We start from the raw sequence: 17,320 nt of genomic DNA, 5'->3' as shown, positions 1-17,320 counted from the left end.
GAAGGCCTCGATGACCGGCGGCGCATCCCGATGCCATCACGTGATCAGGCTGTAACCGGTCGTTCGACCAACGCCAGGGCCTGGTGCGGAAGTTCCTCGCGGGTGGCCGCGGCCCCACTCAACCAGTGCACCCTCGGGTCGCGCCTGAACCACGAATCCTGCCGGCGCGCGAAGCGCTTGGTCGCGCGCACGGTCTCGGCCCTGGCCTCCACGTCGGTGCACTCCCCGGCGAGCGCCGCGAGCACCTGCTGGTAGCCGAGCGCGCGCGACGCCGTGCGCCCCTCGCGCAAGCCCTGCGCCTCCAGTGCGCGCACCTCGTCCACGAGACCGGCCTCCCACATCAGGTCGACGCGGCGCGCGATGCGCTCGTCCAGCTCCGGACGCGCGACGTCGACACCGATCTGAACGGTGTCGTAGACCGAGTCGTGGCCGGGAAGGTTGGCGGTGAAGGGCCGGCCGGTGATCTCGATCACCTCCAGCGCCCGGACGATCCGGCGGCCGTTGCTGGGCAGGATCACGCGGGCCGCCTCGGGGTCGGCGGCGGCCAGCCGGGCGTGCAGGGCGCCCGAGCCGCGCAGCGCCAGCTCCTCCTCCAGCCGGGCGCGGACCTCGGGGTCGGTGCCGGGGAACTCGAGGTTGTCCACGGCCCCGCGGACGTACAGGCCGGAGCCGCCGACCAGGATCGGCCAGCGGCCCTCCGAGAGCAGGGCGTCGATCCGGGCACGGGCGAGCTTCTGGTACTCGGCGACGGAGGCGGTGACCGTCACGTCCCAGACGTCGAGCAGGTGGTGCGGTATGCCGCCGCGCTCTTCGGGCGTCAGTTTGGCGGTGCCGATGTCCATCCCCCGGTACAGCTGCATGGAGTCGGCGTTGACGACCTCGCCGCCCAGCTGCTGGGCCAGAAAGACGCCGAGATCGGACTTTCCGGCCGCGGTGGGTCCGACGACGGCGATGACGCGGGGGGTGGGGAGTGCACTGCTCACCGCACCAGTTTCGCAAACCTCCGGGTGGGCTCTCGAACGAGTTACGTGACGCATGGGTTTTTGCGTCGTTGCCCGTGGCGAGATACCGCCTCCGAATCACGGAGACGGTGACCCCGGCGGCGCAACCGTACGCACCGGGTGACGCGGGATTTCGCCCGCACGAGTACCGTATGGAGTGAATATGGGCGTGTTTGCTCGGATCTTCGGCAGGTCGAAGGCGACTCCGGAGACGCCGGACGCCGTGGCGCAGGCCGGTGTGGAGCCGGACGGAGCCGAGGCGGAGGAGGTGGAGTCGGCAGCTGCGGAGGAAACCGCCTCGGCGGAGGCGAAGGGTACGACCGGGGAGGGGCGTGAGGACGCCTCGGCACGGTCCGGTGCCGAGGCGGACGAGACGTCCGACGGCTCCGGCATCCCCAAGCAGCAGTCCGCCGAGGAGGCCGCCGACAGCGCGACCGGCGAGGGCGCCCGCAGGTAACTGCCCCGCGAGGGAAGGTGGACCATGGGTCTGTTGGACAACATGAAGGCCAAGCTCGGCCCGGCCAAGGACAAGGTGTCGGACCTCGCGCGACAGCACGGGGACAAGGTCACGCACGGCATCGACAAGGCCGCCAAGGCCGTCGACGAGCGGACCAAGGGCAAGTACAGCGACAAGATCCACGCGGGCACGGGCAAGGCCAAGGAGGCCGTCGACCGCCTCGCGCACAAGGAGGGCACCGGCCCCGAGACGGACGGGACCGACCCGGCGACCCCCACCCGGCCGCAGGAGCCGCCCACGGCTTCCTGAGGCCGCGGACGGCGCCCTTGCGGCACGGGGCACGGGCACCGGCGGACGGTCGTGGAGCGGCACCAGCGGCTCCCGGCCGTCCGCCGTCTCACGGGTACGGCGGGCCTTCGCACGTGCCGCGGCAGGCCCGGTACCGGATCGGACGTTCTAGGACCAGGTGGCGACGACGTACCCGACGCCGTACGGCGCGTCCTCGTAGAGCAGCGCGCCGGCCAGGTCCGCGCCCTCGGCGGCGCCGGCCAGGACCTGCCAGGGGGCCCGGCCGGAGGCCTTCAGCTCGTGGGCCAGCTCCGGGTCCAAGGCCCGGACGGCCGCCAGGTCCGCCGTGCCCAGCGCCCGCGCGACCCCGGCGTCGAACGGGGCCGCCCGCTCGTCCAGGTACCCCGGCGCCTTCAGCGTGCGGCATGCGCTGGCGTCTCCCATCACCAGCAGCGCCACCCGCCCGGCCCGGGCACCGATCTCCCGCCCGGTCGCGAGGCACCGCTCGGGCGCCAGCGGCTCCCCGACGCCGAGTCCCTCGATCGGGGCGTCCGCCCGGCCGGACCGCTCCAGCAGCCATGCGCCGACGGCGAGCGACGGCGGCAGCTCGCGCTCGGGGACGGCGTCCGTGGCCGGGCCCAGGCGTACGGCGACGTCGACCCCGAAGCCGCGGAAGGAGCCCGGGGTGCCCTGCGCGAACGCACCGCGCCCGCTCCGCTCGGCGGGTCCGACGACCACCAGGAGGTCCGGGCGGGCGGCGGCGAGCACGCCGAGCGCGTCGGCGCAGGCCGAGCGGGCGACGTCCAGCTCGGGCGCGGCACCCGCGGCGACCTCGGGTACGAGCAGCGGCGGGCAGGGACAGACTGCGGCGGCGACAAGCATGACCGGCAGCGTACGCCGGACGGCGGCCGCCCCTCGTCGGGGCGGGCCCTCAGTCGCAGCCGCAGCCGCTTCCCGCCGCGGCCGGCAGCGGCTCGGGGACGCCGATCTTCGGCAGGCCCAGCATGACGCCGGCCGGCTTGGCGGCCTCGGCAGCGTTGCGCTTCTCCCAGGCGTCACCCGCGCGCGTGCGGCGCACGGAGAGGACCGGGCCCTCGGCGAGGAGGTGGTGCGGGGCGGCGTAGGTGATCTCGACCGTGACGACGTCGCCGGGGCGGACCTCCTGGTCCGGCTTGGTGAAGTGGACCAGGCGGTTGTCGGGGGCGCGGCCGGACAGGCGGTGCGTGGTGCCGTCCTTGCGGCCCTCGCCCTCGGCGACCATCAGCTCCAGCGTGCGGCCGACCTGCTTCTTGTTCTCGTCCCAGGAGATCTCCTCCTGGAGGGCGACCAGCCGCTCGTAACGCGCCTGGACGACCTCCTTGGGGATCTGGTCGTCCATGGTCGCGGCGGGGGTGCCGGGCCGCTTGGAGTACTGGAAGGTGAAGGCCTGCGCGAACCGGGCCTCGCGCACGACGCGCATGGTCTCCTCGAAGTCCGCCTCGGTCTCGCCGGGGAAGCCCACGATGATGTCGGTCGTGATCGCCGCGTGCGGGATGGCGGCCCGCACCTTCTCGATGATCCCGAGGTAGCGCTCCTGGCGGTAGGACCGGCGCATCGCCTTCAGGACCGTGTCCGAGCCGGACTGGAGCGGCATGTGCAGCTGCGGCATCACGTTCGGGGTCTCGGCCATGGCCGCGATCACGTCGTCGGTGAAGTCGCGCGGGTGCGGGGACGTGAAACGGACGCGCTCCAGGCCCTCGATCGTGCCGCAGGCGCGCAGCAGCTTGCTGAAGGCCTCGCGGTCGCCGATGTCGGAGCCGTACGCGTTGACGTTCTGGCCGAGCAGCGTGATCTCCGAGACGCCCTCGGCGACCAGGGCCTCGACCTCGGCGAGGATGTCACCGGTACGGCGGTCCTTCTCCTTGCCGCGCAGGGCCGGGACGATGCAGAAGGTGCAGGTGTTGTTGCAGCCGACGGAGATCGACACCCAGGCCGCGTAGGCGCTCTCGCGCCGGGTCGGCAGCGTCGAGGGGAACGCCTCCAGCGACTCGGCGATCTCGACCTGGGCCTCCTGCTGCACGCGCGCGCGTTCCAGCAGCACCGGCAGCTTGCCGATGTTGTGCGTGCCGAAGACGACGTCCACCCAGGGCGCCTTCCGCACGATGGTGTCCTGGTCCTTCTGCGCGAGGCAGCCGCCGACCGCGATCTGCATGCCGGGCCGCGAGGCCTTCCTCGGCGCGAGCCGGCCGAGGTTGCCGTACAGCCGGTTGTCGGCGTTCTCGCGGACGGCGCACGTGTTGAAGACCACGACGTCGGCGTCGCCGTCCGAGCCCTCCGGGGCCCGCACGTACCCGGCCTCCTCCAGCAGCCCGGACAATCGCTCGGAATCGTGGACGTTCATCTGGCACCCGTAGGTACGCACTTCGTAGGTCTTGGGTCCCTGAACGTCCACTGCCCGGCTCCGGTCGCTGCTGCTGGTCATGGGTCAAGGGTAGGCGCTGGCCGGGGCGACCGGGATCGGCGGGCCGACGGGGTGCGGGTGAGGCCGCGATGCCGGCGCCCTCCCGGCCGGCCGGAGCCGAAACCGGGTGGAGCGGGCGCGTCCGCTGCGCCTAGGGTCGCGCAATGACCACACGTACGTTCCGGATCACCGTCCGCGGCGCCTTCGACGGCCTCACGGACGCGCAGCGGGCCGCCCTGCTGGCCGACGCCGCGGCACACGACGTGCTGCGCGCCGCGTTCACGCCCGAGGGCAGCCTCACCTACGACATCGCCGCCCGCCCCGCCTTCGTCTTCCGCTTCAGCGACACCGGCGAGGAAGAGGAGGACATCCTGGAGGCGACCGAGCGGGCCGAGGAGGCGGCGCGGGCCTGGCTGAGCGAGCGCGGCTACGGCTTCAAGAACCTGCGCTCCAGTGCCGAGGACCTCTCCCAGGCCCCGATGGGCAAGCGCCAGCGGCGCGCGGCGCGTTTCGACGGAGCATGAACTTGAGTACTCAAGGATCCAGCAATGGCCTGCGGAGGGAGCGGGGCGGCGATGAGTGACACCCTCGACGCGGCCCTGCGCCTGGTCAGGGCGCAGGCGGCGCTCGTACGGCGCTTCGACTCCCGGCTGAGCGGGCTGCACGGGATGAGCCTCGTCGACTTCACCCTGCTGCTGCGGCTGGGACAGGCGCCCGGCGGACGGATGCGCCGGGTCGATCTCGCCGAGGCGCTGGGCCTGACCGCCTCCGGGGTCACGCGCGGGCTGGCCCCGCTGGAGCGGATGGGGCTGGTGACCCGCGAGCCGGACGCCCGCGACGCGCGCGTGGCCTACGCGTCGCTGACCCCGACGGGCCGCGGGCGGCTGACGGAGATGCGCGCCACGGCCGAGGAGACCGCCGCCGAGGTCTTCGCCGCCCGGACGTGGAGCGGTGAGGACGTCGCGCTGCTGTCGGGGCTGCTGACCCGGCTCGGCGGGGCCGGGCTCGACGGCCGCTGAGCCCCGGCCCGTTACGGAGCCCCGGGGCGGCCGCCGTCCGCCCCGGGGACGGCGGCCATCCGCAACACCCGTGCGCACGGGAGCACTTCGGCCATGGATGGCCCGAACACGCCGTGTCACAGCTCACGTTCAGTTGTGGCCACACGGTGAGGGCGTGATGGATGCGGCGTGGCATGCTCATGGTTCGACATCGAGTTACCGGCCGGTACGACCGCTGGGCAACCCGCCCGCCGGCATCTCTCTGCCACCCCCCACTGCATCCAGGACCGACCTTGCGCAGACGCACGAGGCACAGGCACGCCCTGCTGCCCGCCCTCGCCGTGACCACCCTCTTTCTCGCCACGGCCTGCTCCTCCTCCGCACCGCAGGCCGCACCGGCGTCGGCCGCCGGACGCGGACAGCCGTCCACGGCCATCGACCGTGCCGCCGACGGCACGGACCGCTCACTCGCCGTCGCCGCCGCTCCCGCCGCCCCCGCGACCGCCACGGCGGGCCCGCCGGGCAGCGGGCAGCGCGCGCACCGGACCACGCTCGCCGTCAGCTCGTACGACAGCCGCACACGACGGGCCGTACTGTCCGACGAGCCGCCCTCACACGGGAGTTCGACCGCAGCCCCCTCGACCTCCCCCGCTCCTTCCGGCAGTTCCCCGGGCGTCGCGCACCGGACCGCCGTGGGCGACGTGATCGCCAGCGCGCCCGCGCCCGGGGCGCCGCACGGACTGCTCGCCAAGGTCACCAGGGTGATCGGCGAGACGGACCGGGGCACGCAGGTGCAGACGGAACCGGCCACGCTGAACGCGCTGCTCGGTGACGCCACCGCGAAAGGCGCCGTGCCGGTCGATCCCGCGTCCTTCGCCGTCGAGAAGCTGCTGCCCGGCGTGAAGGTGTCCTGGGCCAAGGCCGGTGACGTGCACGTCGGCCCGAAGGGCGCGACGGTGCCGCTCGGCAGTCTCCGGCTCGACGTGAGCACCGCGGTGCCGACGGCGAAGGACGCCCCGGTGTCGGCCGGTGCCTCGGTGCACGGCTTCGTGCAGGTCGCCCCGCGGGTCGACTTCGCCTACGGCGGCACCGGCACCGGCGTGACACCCGGGTCGGCGTACCTCGGCGTGTCCGGTCGCTGGACCTCCGGCTGGTCGGTCGGGGGCCGGGCCGCCGCGACGACCGGCGCGCCGCTGCGGATCCCGTTCGCCACGCTGCACGCCGACCCCGTCCTCCAGATCGGCCCGGTCCCCGTCGTCGTCAACCTCGACCTGACCTGTTACGTCCAGCTCAGCGGTGACGGACACGTCACCGTCGACGTCGAGCAGAGCCTCAAGGGCGCCTTCACGGCGGGCGGCACCTTCGGCCCCGCCAAGGGCTGGACGCCGGTCAGCTCCTCGGACATGACGGGCACCCCCGTACGCGCGTCCGTCACCACCGCGGGGTCCCTGAAGACGGCGCTCGGCGCCGAGGCCTCCGTCGGCCTCTACGGCGCCGTCGGCGTCACCGCCGACCTGGCCCCCTACCTGCGCGGCGAGGCCTCCGGCACGGCCACCGCCTCGTCCCGCGCCGGCTCGCCCTCCGCCGGCACGGGCGGGGTGAAGGCCTCGATGGCCTGGCGCGTGTACGGCGGCGTCGATCTGTCCGGGACGCTGCGGCTCCAGCTGTCCGTGTTCGGCACGCCGATCGTCCACCGGGACATCCCGCTGGGCGCGCTGCACCGCGAGTGGAAGCTGGCGGGCGGCACCCTGAAGACTTCCTAGGACCCCTCGGCGCCCGGCTCCGCCGGTATCCAGCCCTGGCCGCGCAGTACGGCCGACACGTCCGGGGCGCGGTAGTGCTCACCCTTGAGGACCTTGCCGTCGGCCCGGCGGGCGACCTGCCCGTCCGGGCCGATCTTGCTCATGTTGGCGCGGTGGATCTCGGCGATCACCTGGTCGAGGTCGATGCCGTGGACGAGCGCCGTGCCGTACGCGACGTAGACCACATCGGCCAGTTCGTGCGCGAGCTTGTCCAGCGGGCCGTCGACCGCGACCTCGGCGACCTCCGCGGCCTCCTCGGCGAGCAGTATCCCGCGGTGCGCGGCCAGTTGGGGGTCCACCTCCGCCGGCGTGCTGCGGGCGTCGAGGCCGAAGGCATGGTGGAACTCACGGACGAGGTCGGCGGGTGAAGTGCTCATGCGTCGACCCTAACGGCCGCCACTGACAGCGCCCGTGCCCTCCTCGTCGCCCGGGGAGTGACCGCGGCCCTGGTCACGGGCGTGCCCGGGCTGGCAGGATCGCCGCATGTCGAAGGTGTTCCCCCGGCTCGGCAGGCGCCGGGCGCTGCCGGTCGCGGCCGCCGGGGCCGTGCTGCTCGGGCTGCTGCTGTGGTGGCTGCTGCCCCTGGGCGAGAGGCCGCCGAGCGGGACGATCGTCTTCAGCACGGGCACGTCCTCGGGGGTCTACCAGGAGTACGGCGAGCGGCTGCGCACCGAGCTGGCCAAGGACATGCCCGGGCTGAAGGTCGAACTGCTCGGCAGCGCCGGTTCGCAGGAGAACGTGCAGCGGGTGGCGACGGGCAAGGCCGACTTCACCATCGCGGCGGCCGACGCGGTGGAGACGTACGAGCTGGCGCACGGCAGCGGCGCCGGGCGGCTGCGCGGGGTGGCCCGGCTCTACGACGACTACGTGCATCTCATCGTGCGCAGTGACTCGGACATCCGCAGCGTGGCGGACCTGCGGCACAAGCGGGTGGCGACCGGGCTGCCGGACTCCGGGGTCCGGCTGATCGCCGACCGGGTGCTCAAGGCAGCCGGCATCGACCCGCACCGGGACATCACTCCGGCCGGTGACGGCATCGACACCGGGCCCGAGCGGCTGCGGCAGAACAAGATCGACGCGTTCTTCTGGTCCGGCGGACTGCCCACCAAGGGGCTGGTCGGGCTGGCCAAGAAGGCCGCGTTCACGTTCGTGCCGATCGACGGCGGCCTCGTCGCCAAGCTGCACGACGAGGGCCAGGAGAACCGCTACTACCGGGCCACCAGCATCCCCGAGTCGGCCTACCCCGTCGTGCAGCAGGGCAGCGGGGTGCCGACGATCGCCGTCGCCAACCTCCTGATCACCCGCGCGGACGTGGACCCGCGACTGACCGAGTGGCTGACCCGCACGGTCATCAAGAGCCGCGACGGCATCGGTGCCCACGTCCACAGCGCCCAACTGGTCGACCTGCGCACCGCGATCTACACGGACCCGCTGTACCTCCAGGAGGGCGCCCGCCGGTACTACCGCTCGGTGAAGCCGTAAGGCGGCCGGAGCGGGGCGGGTACGCCGGAGTCCGCCCCCTCAGTGCTCCCCCTGCCGCGGCACCCGCACCGTCACGCGGAGACCGCCCGGTTCGTGGTGGTCGTAGGTGATCGAGCCGCCGCCCGCCGTGAGCAACGCGTGCGTGATGGACAGGCCGAGGCCCGAGCCCTTGATGTTCTGGTGGCGGCCGCTGCGCCAGAAGCGGTCACCCACGCGCGCGAGTTCCTCCTCGGTGAGGCCGGGACCGGTGTCGGTCACCACGGCCATGCAGGTGTCGCCGTCGGCCGCCACGGTGACCGCCACCGTGCCGCCCTCGGGGGTGAACTTCACGGCGTTGTCGATCACCGCGTCCAGGGCGCTGGACAGGGTGATCGGGTCGGCCCAGCCGGTCGTGGGCGGACACTCCCCGGTCAGCCGGACGCCCTTCGCGTCGGCGGCCGGTGACCACGCGGCCAGCCGCTCCTCGGCGAGCGCACCGACGTCGGTCAGGCTCAGGTCCGCCTCGGCGTGCTCGGCCAGCGCGAGGTCGAGCAGGTCGTCCAGCACCTGCGCGAGACGCTTGCCCTCGGTACGGACCGAGGCGATCTCCTCGTTGCCCTCGGGGAGTTCGAGGGCGAGCAGTTCGATGCGCAGCAGCAGCGCCGAGAGCGGGTTGCGCAGCTGGTGCGAGGCGTCGGCGACGAAGGCGCGCTGCTGCTCCAGCACGTCCTCGACGTTGTCCGCCATCTCGTTGAACGACCGGGCCAGCCTTCTGAGTTCCGGCGGTCCGCCGGCCGCCGCGACCCGGGACTTCAGGCGCCCGGTGGCGATGTCGTGGGTGGTGGCGTCCAGGACGCGGACCGGTCTGAGCACCCAGCCGGTGAGCCGTAGCGCCGCTCCGACGGCCAGCAGCATCGCCGCGCTCTCGCCGGCCGCGATGAGCAGCCAGCTGTGGAGGATCCGTGACCGCATCTGCCCGGTGGGAGAGTCGGTGACCACGACCGCCACGACGTCCCCGTCCCGGATCACCGGCGAGGCGACGACCAGCCGGCTGCGCTGCCAGGGCCACGCCTGCCGCGGGTCGTGGCTGCGCCGGCTGAGCAGCGCCTCCTCGAACGCGTCCCGGACTTCCCCCTTCGGCGGTACGAACCAGTCGCCGGGGGCGTTGGCCATGGCGGAGCTGTTGCGGTAGAAGACACCGGCCTTGATGCCGTAGACGCCGTAGTAGCTGTCGAGTTCGCTGCGCAGCGCCTCCAGGCGCTCGTCCGTGCCCGTCCGGCGGGATCCGCTGGGGCCGCCGGTGACGAACTGGGCGAGCGCGGCGAAGCGCGCCGTGTCGTCGATCCGGTCGACCACGACCTTCTGCTGCTCGGCGGCGGCCACGCTGATGGCGAGCGGCAGGCCGAGAGCGAGGAGTACGGCCGCCATCAGGACGATGAGCAGCGGCAGCAGACGTGCGCGCACCCGGCCCCGCTAGGCGGCCGGCGCGACGAGCCGGTAGCCGACGCCGCGTACGGTCTCGATCAGCGCGGGCATGCGCAGTTTGGCCCGCAGGGAGGCGACGTGCACCTCCAGGGTGCGGCCGGTGCCCTCCCAACTGGTGCGCCATACCTCGCTGATGATCTGCTCGCGCCGGAAGACGACGCCCGGACGCTGCGCGAGCAGGGCGAGCAGGTCGAACTCCTTGCGGGTCAGCTGGACGACCGAACCGCCCACGGTGACCTGGCGGGTGGGCAGTTCTATGCGCACGGCGCCGAGCAGCAGCGAGCCGTCGCCGCCGGGCCCCGCGTCCTCGTGGGCGGTGCGCCGGCTGACGGCGTGGATCCGGGCGAGCAGTTCCCCGGTGTCGTACGGCTTCACGACGTAGTCGTCGGCGCCGAGGTTGAGCCCGTGGATGCGCGAGCGCACGTCGGAGCGTGCGGTGACCATGATCACCGGGGTGCCGGTGCGCTTGCGGATCTTGCCGCAGACCTCGTATCCGTCCTGGTCGGGCAGGCCGAGGTCGAGCAGGACGACACCGAAACCGTCGCTCTCGGGGACGAGCGCCTGGAGGGCTTCCTCGCCGCTACGCGCGTGCGTGACCTCGAAGCCGTGCCGCGCAAGGACGGCGGACAGGGCCGCGGCGACGTGGTTGTCGTCCTCGACGAGCAGCAGTCTCATCCCGGCCCCCTCCGGTTCAGCGGTCGTACGGTGTCGGTTCCCGTGCGTCTTGTAGGTGCACGCGCGCGTGCACCATGGCAGTGACGCCGATGGACAAGGACGGCGTCAAGAGGGTTCCGGTTGCCTGTCGCTTCCGTTATCCGGCCGATACGCGCGCGGGGAACATGTGCTACGACACGTGTCCGTTTGCTATCGGATCGTGATGCTCAGATCTCCCTCAGATGTGATGACGCAGGTCACAGCGGCTCATTACTGTCCTCCGAAACCGAGCAGGACGGAGCCCGAGAGCGATGACCGAAGCAGCGCTGACCAAGGAAGACACGGTCACGTCCGACGAACTGGTCGTGCTGAAGAGCGTCAACAAGCACTTCGGCGCGTTGCACGTGCTCCAGGACATCGACCTGACGATCGCCCGCGGCGAGGTCGTCGTGGTCATCGGGCCCTCGGGGTCCGGAAAGTCGACTCTGTGCCGCACGATCAACCGCCTGGAGACGATCGACTCCGGCACCATCACGATCGACGGAAAGCCCCTGCCCCAGGAGGGCAAGGAGCTGGCCCGGCTGCGGGCGGACGTCGGGATGGTGTTCCAGTCCTTCAACCTCTTCGCGCACAAGACCGTGCTCGAGAACGTGATGCTGGGCCAGCTCAAGGTCCGCAAGGCGGAGAAGCAGCAGGCGGAGGAGAAGGCCCGGGCGCTGCTCGACCGGGTCGGGGTGGGCACCCAGGCCGACAAGTACCCCGCCCAGCTGTCCGGCGGTCAGCAGCAGCGCGTGGCGATCGCGCGGGCGCTGGCGATGGGCCCGAAGGTCATGCTCTTCGACGAGCCGACCTCGGCCCTCGACCCCGAGATGATCAACGAGGTCCTCGAGGTCATGCAGCAGCTCGCCCGTGAGGGCATGACGATGATCGTCGTCACCCACGAGATGGGATTCGCGCGCTCGGCCGCGAACCGCGTCGTCTTCATGGCCGACGGCCGGATCGTCGAACAGGCCACGCCCGAGCAGTTCTTCAGCAACCCGCGCAGCGACCGGGCCAAGGACTTCCTGTCCAAGATCCTGCACCACTGAGGGCGCGCCGCTCGGGCGGTGCCGACCACCCGCCCCGCACGGACCTCGATCTCTCCTCCACGCAAAGGAAGTTCACGATGAAGCTCCGCAAGGTCACCGCCGCTTCGGCCGCCGTTCTCGCCCTCACGGTGGGCGCCACCGCCTGCGGCGGCAAGAACTCGAACAGCGCCTCGGACGGCAACAAGATCAAGATCGGCATCAAGTTCGACCAGCCCGGTCTCGGCCTGAAGCAGCCCGACGGCTCCTTCTCGGGCTTCGACGTGGACGTGGCCACGTACGTGGCCAAGCAGCTCGGTTACAAGCCGGACCAGATCCAGTTCGTGGAGACGAAGAGCGCCGACCGTGAGAACGCGCTCCAGCGCGGCGACGTGAAGTTCATCGCCGCCACCTACTCGATCACCGACGAGCGCAAGCAGAAGGTCGACTTCGCCGGTCCGTACCTGCTGGCCCACCAGGACCTGCTGGTCAAGAAGGACTCGACGATCGCCAAGGGCACGGACCTCAACCAGAAGAAGCTGTGTTCCGTGACCGGCTCCACCCCGGCGCAGCACATCCAGCAGACGATCGCCCCGAAGGCCAACCTGAGGGAGTACAGCTCCTACTCGGAGTGCATGGCGGGCCTGCAGAGCGGCGCGGTGGACGCGGTGACCACCGACGACTCGATCCTCGCGGGCTACGCCGCGCAGGACAAGTACAAGGGCCAGTTCAAGCTCGCCGGTCTGAAGCTGAGCAACGAGAACTACGGCATCGGCGTCAAGAAGGGCGACTCCGCCACCCTCGACAAGATCAACAAGGCGCTGGAGAAGATGGTCAGCGACGGCTCCTGGGACGCCGCGGTGAAGAAGGACTTCGGCCCGGCGAACTACAAGAACGAGCCCGCGCCGAAGATCGGCCAGATCGTCAAGTAACGCGGAACTCCGCCGGCGCTGACTCCGGCGGGTGACGCAGGGTCACCAAGGCGCGCCGCCGCCGCTCTCCCGGCGGCGCGCCCCGCCCTCCACGTACGCCACACACCCGGAAGCGCGGGAGATCGTGTTCGACTTTCTTTCTGGTTACGACGTCCTCGGGGCGTTCTGGATGACGGTGAAACTCACCGTCCTCTCCGCGGTCGGCTCCCTCGTCTGGGGCACCCTGCTGGCCGCGATGCGGGTCAGCCCGGTCCCGGTCATGCGCGGCTTCGGCACCGCCTACGTGAACATCGTCCGCAACATCCCGCTGACGATCATCATCCTGTTCACCTCGCTGGGTCTCGCCGACGTCTTCGGAGTGACGCTGGGTGCCTCCGACTTCAAGATCCAGGGCTTCCGCCTGGCGGTCCTCGGTCTCATCGCCTACACCGCCGCGTTCGTCTGCGAGGCGCTGCGCTCGGGCATCAACACCGTGCCCCTCGGCCAGGCCGAGGCGGCCCGCGCGATCGGGCTGAACTTCGGCCAGACCCTGCGCCTGATCGTGCTGCCACAGGCGTTCCGCGCGGTCGTCGGTCCGCTCGCCAACGTCCTGATCGCGCTGGCCAAGAACACCACCGTCGCGGCCGCCATCGGCGTCGCCGAGGCCGCGACCCTGATGAAGACCATGATCGAGAACGAGGCCCAGACCCTGGCGATCGGCGCCGTCTTCGCCCTCGGCTTCGTGGTCCTGACCCTGCCGGTCGGCCTGCTCCTGGGCTGGCTCGGCAAGCGACTGGCGGTGAAGCGATGAGTTCCGTCCTCTACGACACGCCCGGCCCCCGCGCCAGGCGGCGCAACGCGCTCCTGTCCGTCGTCTTCCTCGTCCTGCTGGCCGCGCTGGTCTGGTGGGTCTGGACGACGCTGGACGACAAGCAGCAGCTGAAGTGGGCTCTGTGGCAGCCGTTCACCACGTCCGAGGCCTGGACCACGTACCTGCTGCCCGGACTCGGCAACACCCTCAAGGCCGCGGCGCTGTCCATGGTCATCGCCCTGCCGCTCGGCGCCGTCTTCGGCATAGCCAGGCTGTCGGACCACCGCTGGGTGCGCGCGGTGGCGAGCGTGGTGGTCGAGTTCTTCCGGGCGATCCCGGTGCTGCTGCTGATGCTGTTCGCCAGCGAGTTCTACAACCTCTACACACAGGTCAGCAGCGACGACCGGCCCCTGTACGCGGTGGTCACCGGCCTGGTGCTCTACAACGCCTCGGTGCTCGCCGAGGTCGTACGGGCCGGCATCCTGGCCCTGCCCAAGGGCCAGACGGAGGCGGCGTACGCGATCGGTCTGCGCAAGGGGCAGACGATGACCAGCATCCTGCTCCCGCAGGCGGTCACCGTGATGCTGCCGGCCATCGTCAGCCAGCTCGTGGTCATCGTGAAGGACACCGCGCTGGGCGGCGTGATGCTCGGCTTCCCCGAGCTGCTCAACAACCGCGGCACGCTCGCGGCCAACTACGCGAACGTCATCGCCAGCTTCGTCGTCGTCGCCGTCATCTACATCGTGCTCAACTTCGCCCTGACCTCCTTCGCGAGCTGGCTGGAGCGCCGGCTGCGGCGCAGCAGGCGCAGCACGGGCGCGGTGCTCGGCGCGGAGGAGCTGGAGGAGCTGAATCCGGCCGCGGTGGGTGGCACCGTCGGTACCGGCAGCGCCGCCTGACACCTCGGCACTCACCCGTACGGGCCCCTGGGGCAGTGGCATGATCGCCACTGCCCCTTGTCGCTTGACGCAAACTCTGCCAATGGGTTGCATACGTTCTGTGATCGTGCACCCCGCTTCACCTTCTTGTTCACCGCCGTCCGTCGAGGCACCGCTGCGGGCAGGGGGCGCCACGCCGTGGACCCGGTGATCGTCGTCGGAGCCGGGCCCGTCGGGCTCACGCTCGCCCTGGCGCTGGCCCGCCAGGAGGTGCCGTCCGTCGTCCTGGACGAGGGCCCCGGCAAGGACGAGCCCCGCCCGGCGCGCACCGTCGTGCTGCGCGAGGACACGGCCGCGCTGCTGCAGCGGCTGACGGGAGTGCCGCTCGACACGTACGGCATGCGCTGGGCCGGATGGCGGTCCCTCAGGCGCAAGCAGGTGATGAGCGAGGTCGACTTCGCCGAGGGGGGCCCCGCCGCCCCGCTGCACATCGCCCAGCACGTCCTCACCGCCGCCCTGCGCACGGCCGTCGCCGACGATCCCCTGGTGAAAATGGCCGTGGACAGCCGCCTGGACGCGATCGAGCAGGACCGTTCCGGCATCACCGCGCACTCCCGCGGCCCCAAGGGCACCTGGTGGCGCGGCAGTTACCTGGTCGGCTGCGACGGCCCGCGTTCCACGGTGCGCAAACTCCAGGACATCCGCTTCCCGGGCCGTACGGCGGTGGAGCGGCACGCGGTCGCCGCGCTGCGCGCGGAACTTCCGTGGGAGGGCCGAGCGTTGATCCATCGGACGCCGCCGTGGCGGCAGTCCGGGCCCTCGGCCGTGGAGGTGACCGCCCGCCCCCTCCCGGACGGCGTGTGGCGCCTGGACTGGCTGCTGCCGCCCGGCAGGGACCTGGTCACGCCCGAGACCCTGGTGGCCCGGATCCGCGAGACGCTCGCGGGCTGGACGGACGGCACCACACCGCCGTACGACCTGCTCGACACCGGTGTCCACACCGTGCACCACCGGCTGGCCCGCCGCTGGCGCGCGGGCCGGGTCCTCCTCGCCGGGGACGCCGCGCATCTGCTCGGCGCGCTCGGCACCCAGGGACTCGACGAGGGCCTGAGGGACGCCGACAACCTCGCCTGGAAGCTGGCCCCGGCCTGGCACCACGGGCACCACGAGACGCTGCTGGACAGCTATCAGACCGAGCGGCGCGCCGCGGTCTCCGCCCGGCTGCGCGCCGCCGACCAGGTACTGCCGGTGCTGCGCGGCGGAGGCGGGCTGCGCCAGATGGTGCCGGGCACGGCCCGGGGCCACGATGCGCTGCTGGCCGACGGCCACTTGGGGCGCGGAGCGCTCGGCGCACCGGGGACGTACGCCGACTCGCCGCTCGCGCCCCCGCCGCTGGAGGGCCGGATCCCGGTCGGGACCGCACCCGGCGCGCAGATCACCGACGTCCGGGTCACCGCGGAGGACGGCTCGTGCGTCCGGCTGCGCGACCGTCTCGGCCGCGGTGCCCTGCTCGTCGTGCTGATCGCGCCGGGCACGGGCGTGTGGGACCGCAAGCACTGGATGTCAGCCGGGGTGATGCCCCGGCTCGCGGCGGCCGTGACCGCGCTGCCGCACCCGGCCGAGTTGCTGGTCGCCGAGGACTACCCGGGTGCGCCGGCGCACAGCGTGCTGCTCGTACGCCCCGACGGCCACCTGGTCACGGCGCTGAGCGGGGTCCGTCCGGCCGCCCTGTACTCGGCGGCGGAGGCGGCGGTGGGCGGCGCGGTGAAGGAGGAGGCGGAGGCCGCCTCCGGCGCGCGCTGACCCGTACGCCGATCACGCTCTGTCCACATGGTGACGGTGAGTTGACCGGAGTGCACGCGCATGCTGTACTCCGGACCATGACCGACACCTGTGTGCGCCTGTGGCGGAGGGTCCACATGGACCTCGTCCGCTACGCGGGCTGTGTGTGTCGTCCGTCCTGCTGAATTCGCTCCCCCTCCCTCTCCGGGCGCCGTCGTGCGCCCGTTTCCGCGAACTTCCAGGACGGTGCTCGTGTCTGTCTCCCCTGCTTCCGCGTCCCCTGCCGCTGCATCCGTGCCTCCTGCCTCGCCCGGCGCCCGTTCGGCGCCCACCCAGGCGGACCTGCTCGCCTTCGCCCGGCGTACGGCCACCGACGCCGCGCTGATCGCCTCCCTTCCGCTCGACCCGGACGGCCGTACCTGGGTGCGGCTGGAGGGGCCGGGCGGCAGCGAGGCCTGGCTGATCGGCTGGCCGCCGGGCACCGGTACCGGCTGGCACGACCACGCCGAGTCGGTCGGCGCGTTCGTCACGGCCTCGGGCGAGCTCAAGGAGCACTCGCTCGCCGCCCGGCTGCCCACCGACGGCTGGCAGACCCTGGAACTCTCCGAGGGCGTCGACCGCGTACGCCGCCTCCCCGCCGGCGAGGGCCGCGCCTTCGGCCGCCACCACGTCCACGAGGTCCTCAACACGTCCCGCACCGAGCACGCGATCTCCGTCCACGCCTACCACCCGCCCCTTCCCCGTATCCGCCGCTACAGCCGCACGGGTCAGGTACTGCGCCTGGAGCAGGTGGAGCGGCCGGAGGACTGGCAGTGAGCGGCACGGAGGGGACCCCGGCGGGCGGCACCGGCCCGGCGGCGGACGCGGGCGAACGGCCGCTCGCCATCGACGCGTTGCTGGAGCGGGTGCGCGCGGGCTACCGGCGTATCGAGGCACATGAGGCGCACGAGGCGGCGCGCACCGGGGCGGCGCTGCTGGTGGACATCCGGTACGCGGCCCTGCGCGAGCGGGACGGGCTGATCCCCGGCGCTCTCGTCATCGAGCGCAACGAACTGGAGTGGCGCCTCGATCCTCGGGGCAGTCACCGCGTCCCCGAGGCCACCGGCCACGACCTGCGCGTCGTGGTCCTCTGCAACGAGGGCTACGCCTCCAGTCTCGCCGCCGCCTCCCTGCACCAACTGGGCCTGCACCGGGCGACCGACCTGGTCGGCGGCTTCCAGGCGTGGCGGGCGCAGGGGTTGCCGGTGGAGCCGCCGGCGCGCTGACGACGGCCGCCCCTGCTCCTGGG

At 72.3% G+C, this 17,320-nt stretch carries 20 protein-coding genes; 14 read left to right on the top strand and 6 right to left on the bottom strand.

The window, feature by feature from the left end; all coding sequences use genetic code 11:
* Positions 1 to 44 precede the first annotated feature (44 nt).
* Positions 45 to 983, bottom strand: coding sequence for a tRNA (adenosine(37)-N6)-dimethylallyltransferase MiaA (gene miaA, locus ACZ4MF_RS31910; RefSeq protein ID WP_467495609.1), 939 nt, complete (start codon positions 981 to 983; stop codon positions 45 to 47).
* 181 nt (positions 984 to 1,164) lie between these two features.
* On the opposite strand from miaA, the gene ACZ4MF_RS31905 reads away from it, so the two are divergent.
* Together ACZ4MF_RS31905 and ACZ4MF_RS31900 are read left to right on the top strand one after the other, a co-directional pair.
* A complete protein-coding gene (locus ACZ4MF_RS31905; RefSeq protein WP_467495607.1) occupies positions 1,165 to 1,458 on the top strand; it encodes a hypothetical protein in 294 nt (97 codons plus the stop codon).
* A gap of 24 nt (positions 1,459 to 1,482) precedes the next feature.
* Positions 1,483 to 1,767: an antitoxin gene (locus ACZ4MF_RS31900; protein ID WP_356033654.1), complete on the top strand. Its 285-nt coding sequence runs from the start codon at positions 1,483 to 1,485 to the stop codon at positions 1,765 to 1,767.
* A gap of 147 nt (positions 1,768 to 1,914) precedes the next feature.
* On the opposite strand, the gene ACZ4MF_RS31895 is transcribed toward ACZ4MF_RS31900, so the two are convergent.
* The gene (locus tag ACZ4MF_RS31895) at positions 1,915 to 2,628 is read right to left on the bottom strand and encodes a class III extradiol dioxygenase subunit B-like domain-containing protein (protein WP_467495605.1); all 714 of its coding nucleotides are present in this window, start codon (positions 2,626 to 2,628) and stop codon (positions 1,915 to 1,917) included.
* Between the two features lie 49 nt (positions 2,629 to 2,677).
* On the bottom strand, positions 2,678 to 4,207 hold the full coding sequence (gene miaB, locus ACZ4MF_RS31890) for a tRNA (N6-isopentenyl adenosine(37)-C2)-methylthiotransferase MiaB (protein ID WP_467495603.1): 1,530 nt from the start codon (positions 4,205 to 4,207) through the stop codon (positions 2,678 to 2,680).
* Positions 4,208 to 4,350: 143 nt separating this feature from the next.
* Here miaB and ACZ4MF_RS31885 point away from each other — a divergent pair, with 143 nt between their 5' ends.
* The 3 genes from ACZ4MF_RS31885 to ACZ4MF_RS31875 all read left to right on the top strand — a co-directional run bounded on the left by ACZ4MF_RS31885 (position 4,351) and on the right by ACZ4MF_RS31875 (position 6,947).
* Positions 4,351 to 4,710: a DUF6204 family protein gene (locus tag ACZ4MF_RS31885; RefSeq protein WP_467495601.1), complete on the top strand. Its 360-nt coding sequence runs from the start codon at positions 4,351 to 4,353 to the stop codon at positions 4,708 to 4,710.
* A gap of 51 nt (positions 4,711 to 4,761) precedes the next feature.
* Entirely contained in the window at positions 4,762 to 5,205 is a 444-nt protein-coding gene (locus ACZ4MF_RS31880; protein ID WP_467495599.1) for a MarR family winged helix-turn-helix transcriptional regulator, read from the top strand.
* 272 nt (positions 5,206 to 5,477) lie between these two features.
* On the top strand, positions 5,478 to 6,947 hold the full coding sequence (locus ACZ4MF_RS31875; protein WP_467495597.1) for a hypothetical protein: 1,470 nt from the start codon (positions 5,478 to 5,480) through the stop codon (positions 6,945 to 6,947).
* On the opposite strand, the gene ACZ4MF_RS31870 is transcribed toward ACZ4MF_RS31875, so the two are convergent.
* Entirely contained in the window at positions 6,944 to 7,363 is a 420-nt protein-coding gene (locus tag ACZ4MF_RS31870; RefSeq protein WP_467495595.1) for a pyrophosphohydrolase domain-containing protein, read from the bottom strand. The genes ACZ4MF_RS31875 and ACZ4MF_RS31870 overlap by 4 nt on opposite strands.
* A 106-nt stretch (positions 7,364 to 7,469) precedes the next feature.
* Here ACZ4MF_RS31870 and ACZ4MF_RS31865 point away from each other — a divergent pair, with 106 nt between their 5' ends.
* Positions 7,470 to 8,468: a TAXI family TRAP transporter solute-binding subunit gene (locus ACZ4MF_RS31865; protein WP_467495593.1), complete on the top strand. Its 999-nt coding sequence runs from the start codon at positions 7,470 to 7,472 to the stop codon at positions 8,466 to 8,468.
* A 39-nt stretch (positions 8,469 to 8,507) separates the two neighbouring features.
* Here the strand turns inward: ACZ4MF_RS31865 and ACZ4MF_RS31860 are convergent, their stop codons facing one another.
* Complete coding sequence (locus tag ACZ4MF_RS31860) at positions 8,508 to 9,911, bottom strand: sensor histidine kinase (RefSeq protein WP_467495591.1); 1,404 nt, start codon at positions 9,909 to 9,911, stop codon at positions 8,508 to 8,510.
* A 9-nt stretch (positions 9,912 to 9,920) separates the two neighbouring features.
* Positions 9,921 to 10,607, bottom strand: coding sequence for a response regulator transcription factor (locus ACZ4MF_RS31855; RefSeq protein WP_356033628.1), 687 nt, complete (start codon positions 10,605 to 10,607; stop codon positions 9,921 to 9,923).
* Between the two features lie 290 nt (positions 10,608 to 10,897).
* Between ACZ4MF_RS31855 and ACZ4MF_RS31850 the strand changes: the two genes are divergently transcribed.
* From ACZ4MF_RS31850 to ACZ4MF_RS31815, 8 genes are all read left to right on the top strand, one after another.
* Positions 10,898 to 11,674, top strand: a complete 777-nt coding sequence (locus ACZ4MF_RS31850) for an amino acid ABC transporter ATP-binding protein (RefSeq protein ID WP_356033625.1) — start codon at positions 10,898 to 10,900, stop codon at positions 11,672 to 11,674.
* A 77-nt stretch (positions 11,675 to 11,751) separates the two neighbouring features.
* Positions 11,752 to 12,582, top strand: a complete 831-nt coding sequence (locus ACZ4MF_RS31845; RefSeq protein WP_467495588.1) for a glutamate ABC transporter substrate-binding protein — start codon at positions 11,752 to 11,754, stop codon at positions 12,580 to 12,582.
* Between the two features lie 124 nt (positions 12,583 to 12,706).
* Positions 12,707 to 13,372, top strand: a complete 666-nt coding sequence (locus ACZ4MF_RS31840) for an amino acid ABC transporter permease (protein WP_467495586.1) — start codon at positions 12,707 to 12,709, stop codon at positions 13,370 to 13,372.
* Complete coding sequence (locus tag ACZ4MF_RS31835; RefSeq protein ID WP_467495584.1) at positions 13,369 to 14,271, top strand: amino acid ABC transporter permease; 903 nt, start codon at positions 13,369 to 13,371, stop codon at positions 14,269 to 14,271. The genes ACZ4MF_RS31840 and ACZ4MF_RS31835 overlap by 4 nt, the downstream gene beginning before the upstream one ends.
* A gap of 177 nt (positions 14,272 to 14,448) precedes the next feature.
* Positions 14,449 to 16,053, top strand: coding sequence for an FAD-dependent monooxygenase (locus tag ACZ4MF_RS31830; protein WP_467495582.1), 1,605 nt, complete (start codon positions 14,449 to 14,451; stop codon positions 16,051 to 16,053).
* Between the two features lie 77 nt (positions 16,054 to 16,130).
* Positions 16,131 to 16,217, top strand: a complete 87-nt coding sequence (locus tag ACZ4MF_RS31825; RefSeq protein ID WP_313960178.1) for a putative leader peptide — start codon at positions 16,131 to 16,133, stop codon at positions 16,215 to 16,217.
* A gap of 67 nt (positions 16,218 to 16,284) precedes the next feature.
* Complete coding sequence (locus ACZ4MF_RS31820; protein WP_467495580.1) at positions 16,285 to 16,848, top strand: cupin domain-containing protein; 564 nt, start codon at positions 16,285 to 16,287, stop codon at positions 16,846 to 16,848.
* The gene (locus ACZ4MF_RS31815; RefSeq protein ID WP_467495715.1) at positions 16,839 to 17,297 is read left to right on the top strand and encodes a rhodanese-like domain-containing protein; all 459 of its coding nucleotides are present in this window, start codon (positions 16,839 to 16,841) and stop codon (positions 17,295 to 17,297) included. Before ACZ4MF_RS31820 ends, ACZ4MF_RS31815 begins: the two co-directional genes overlap by 10 nt.
* The last annotated feature ends 23 nt before the right edge of the window (positions 17,298 to 17,320 follow it).

This window comes from Streptomyces sp. NPDC025793 (genome assembly GCF_055558375.1).
This window is presented reverse-complemented; position numbering and strand designations above follow the sequence as displayed.

What these genes read in the sequence shown, in the direction of transcription:
- ACZ4MF_RS31905 (WP_467495607.1), top strand. Translation starts at nt 1,165, where the DNA reads ATGGGCGTGTTTGCTCGGATCTTCGGCAGGTCGAAGGCGACTCCGGAG.
- ACZ4MF_RS31900 (WP_356033654.1), top strand. Translation starts at nt 1,483, where the DNA reads ATGGGTCTGTTGGACAACATGAAGGCCAAGCTCGGCCCGGCCAAGGAC.
- ACZ4MF_RS31895 (WP_467495605.1), bottom strand. Translation starts at nt 2,628, where the DNA reads ATGCTTGTCGCCGCCGCAGTCTGTCCCTGCCCGCCGCTGCTCGTACCC.
- miaB (WP_467495603.1), bottom strand. Translation starts at nt 4,207, where the DNA reads ATGACCAGCAGCAGCGACCGGAGCCGGGCAGTGGACGTTCAGGGACCC.
- ACZ4MF_RS31885 (WP_467495601.1), top strand. Translation starts at nt 4,351, where the DNA reads ATGACCACACGTACGTTCCGGATCACCGTCCGCGGCGCCTTCGACGGC.
- ACZ4MF_RS31880 (WP_467495599.1), top strand. Translation starts at nt 4,762, where the DNA reads ATGAGTGACACCCTCGACGCGGCCCTGCGCCTGGTCAGGGCGCAGGCG.
- ACZ4MF_RS31870 (WP_467495595.1), bottom strand. Translation starts at nt 7,363, where the DNA reads ATGAGCACTTCACCCGCCGACCTCGTCCGTGAGTTCCACCATGCCTTC.
- ACZ4MF_RS31865 (WP_467495593.1), top strand. Translation starts at nt 7,470, where the DNA reads ATGTCGAAGGTGTTCCCCCGGCTCGGCAGGCGCCGGGCGCTGCCGGTC.
- ACZ4MF_RS31855 (WP_356033628.1), bottom strand. Translation starts at nt 10,607, where the DNA reads ATGAGACTGCTGCTCGTCGAGGACGACAACCACGTCGCCGCGGCCCTG.
- ACZ4MF_RS31850 (WP_356033625.1), top strand. Translation starts at nt 10,898, where the DNA reads ATGACCGAAGCAGCGCTGACCAAGGAAGACACGGTCACGTCCGACGAA.
- ACZ4MF_RS31845 (WP_467495588.1), top strand. Translation starts at nt 11,752, where the DNA reads ATGAAGCTCCGCAAGGTCACCGCCGCTTCGGCCGCCGTTCTCGCCCTC.
- ACZ4MF_RS31835 (WP_467495584.1), top strand. Translation starts at nt 13,369, where the DNA reads ATGAGTTCCGTCCTCTACGACACGCCCGGCCCCCGCGCCAGGCGGCGC.
- ACZ4MF_RS31825 (WP_313960178.1), top strand. Translation starts at nt 16,131, where the DNA reads ATGACCGACACCTGTGTGCGCCTGTGGCGGAGGGTCCACATGGACCTC.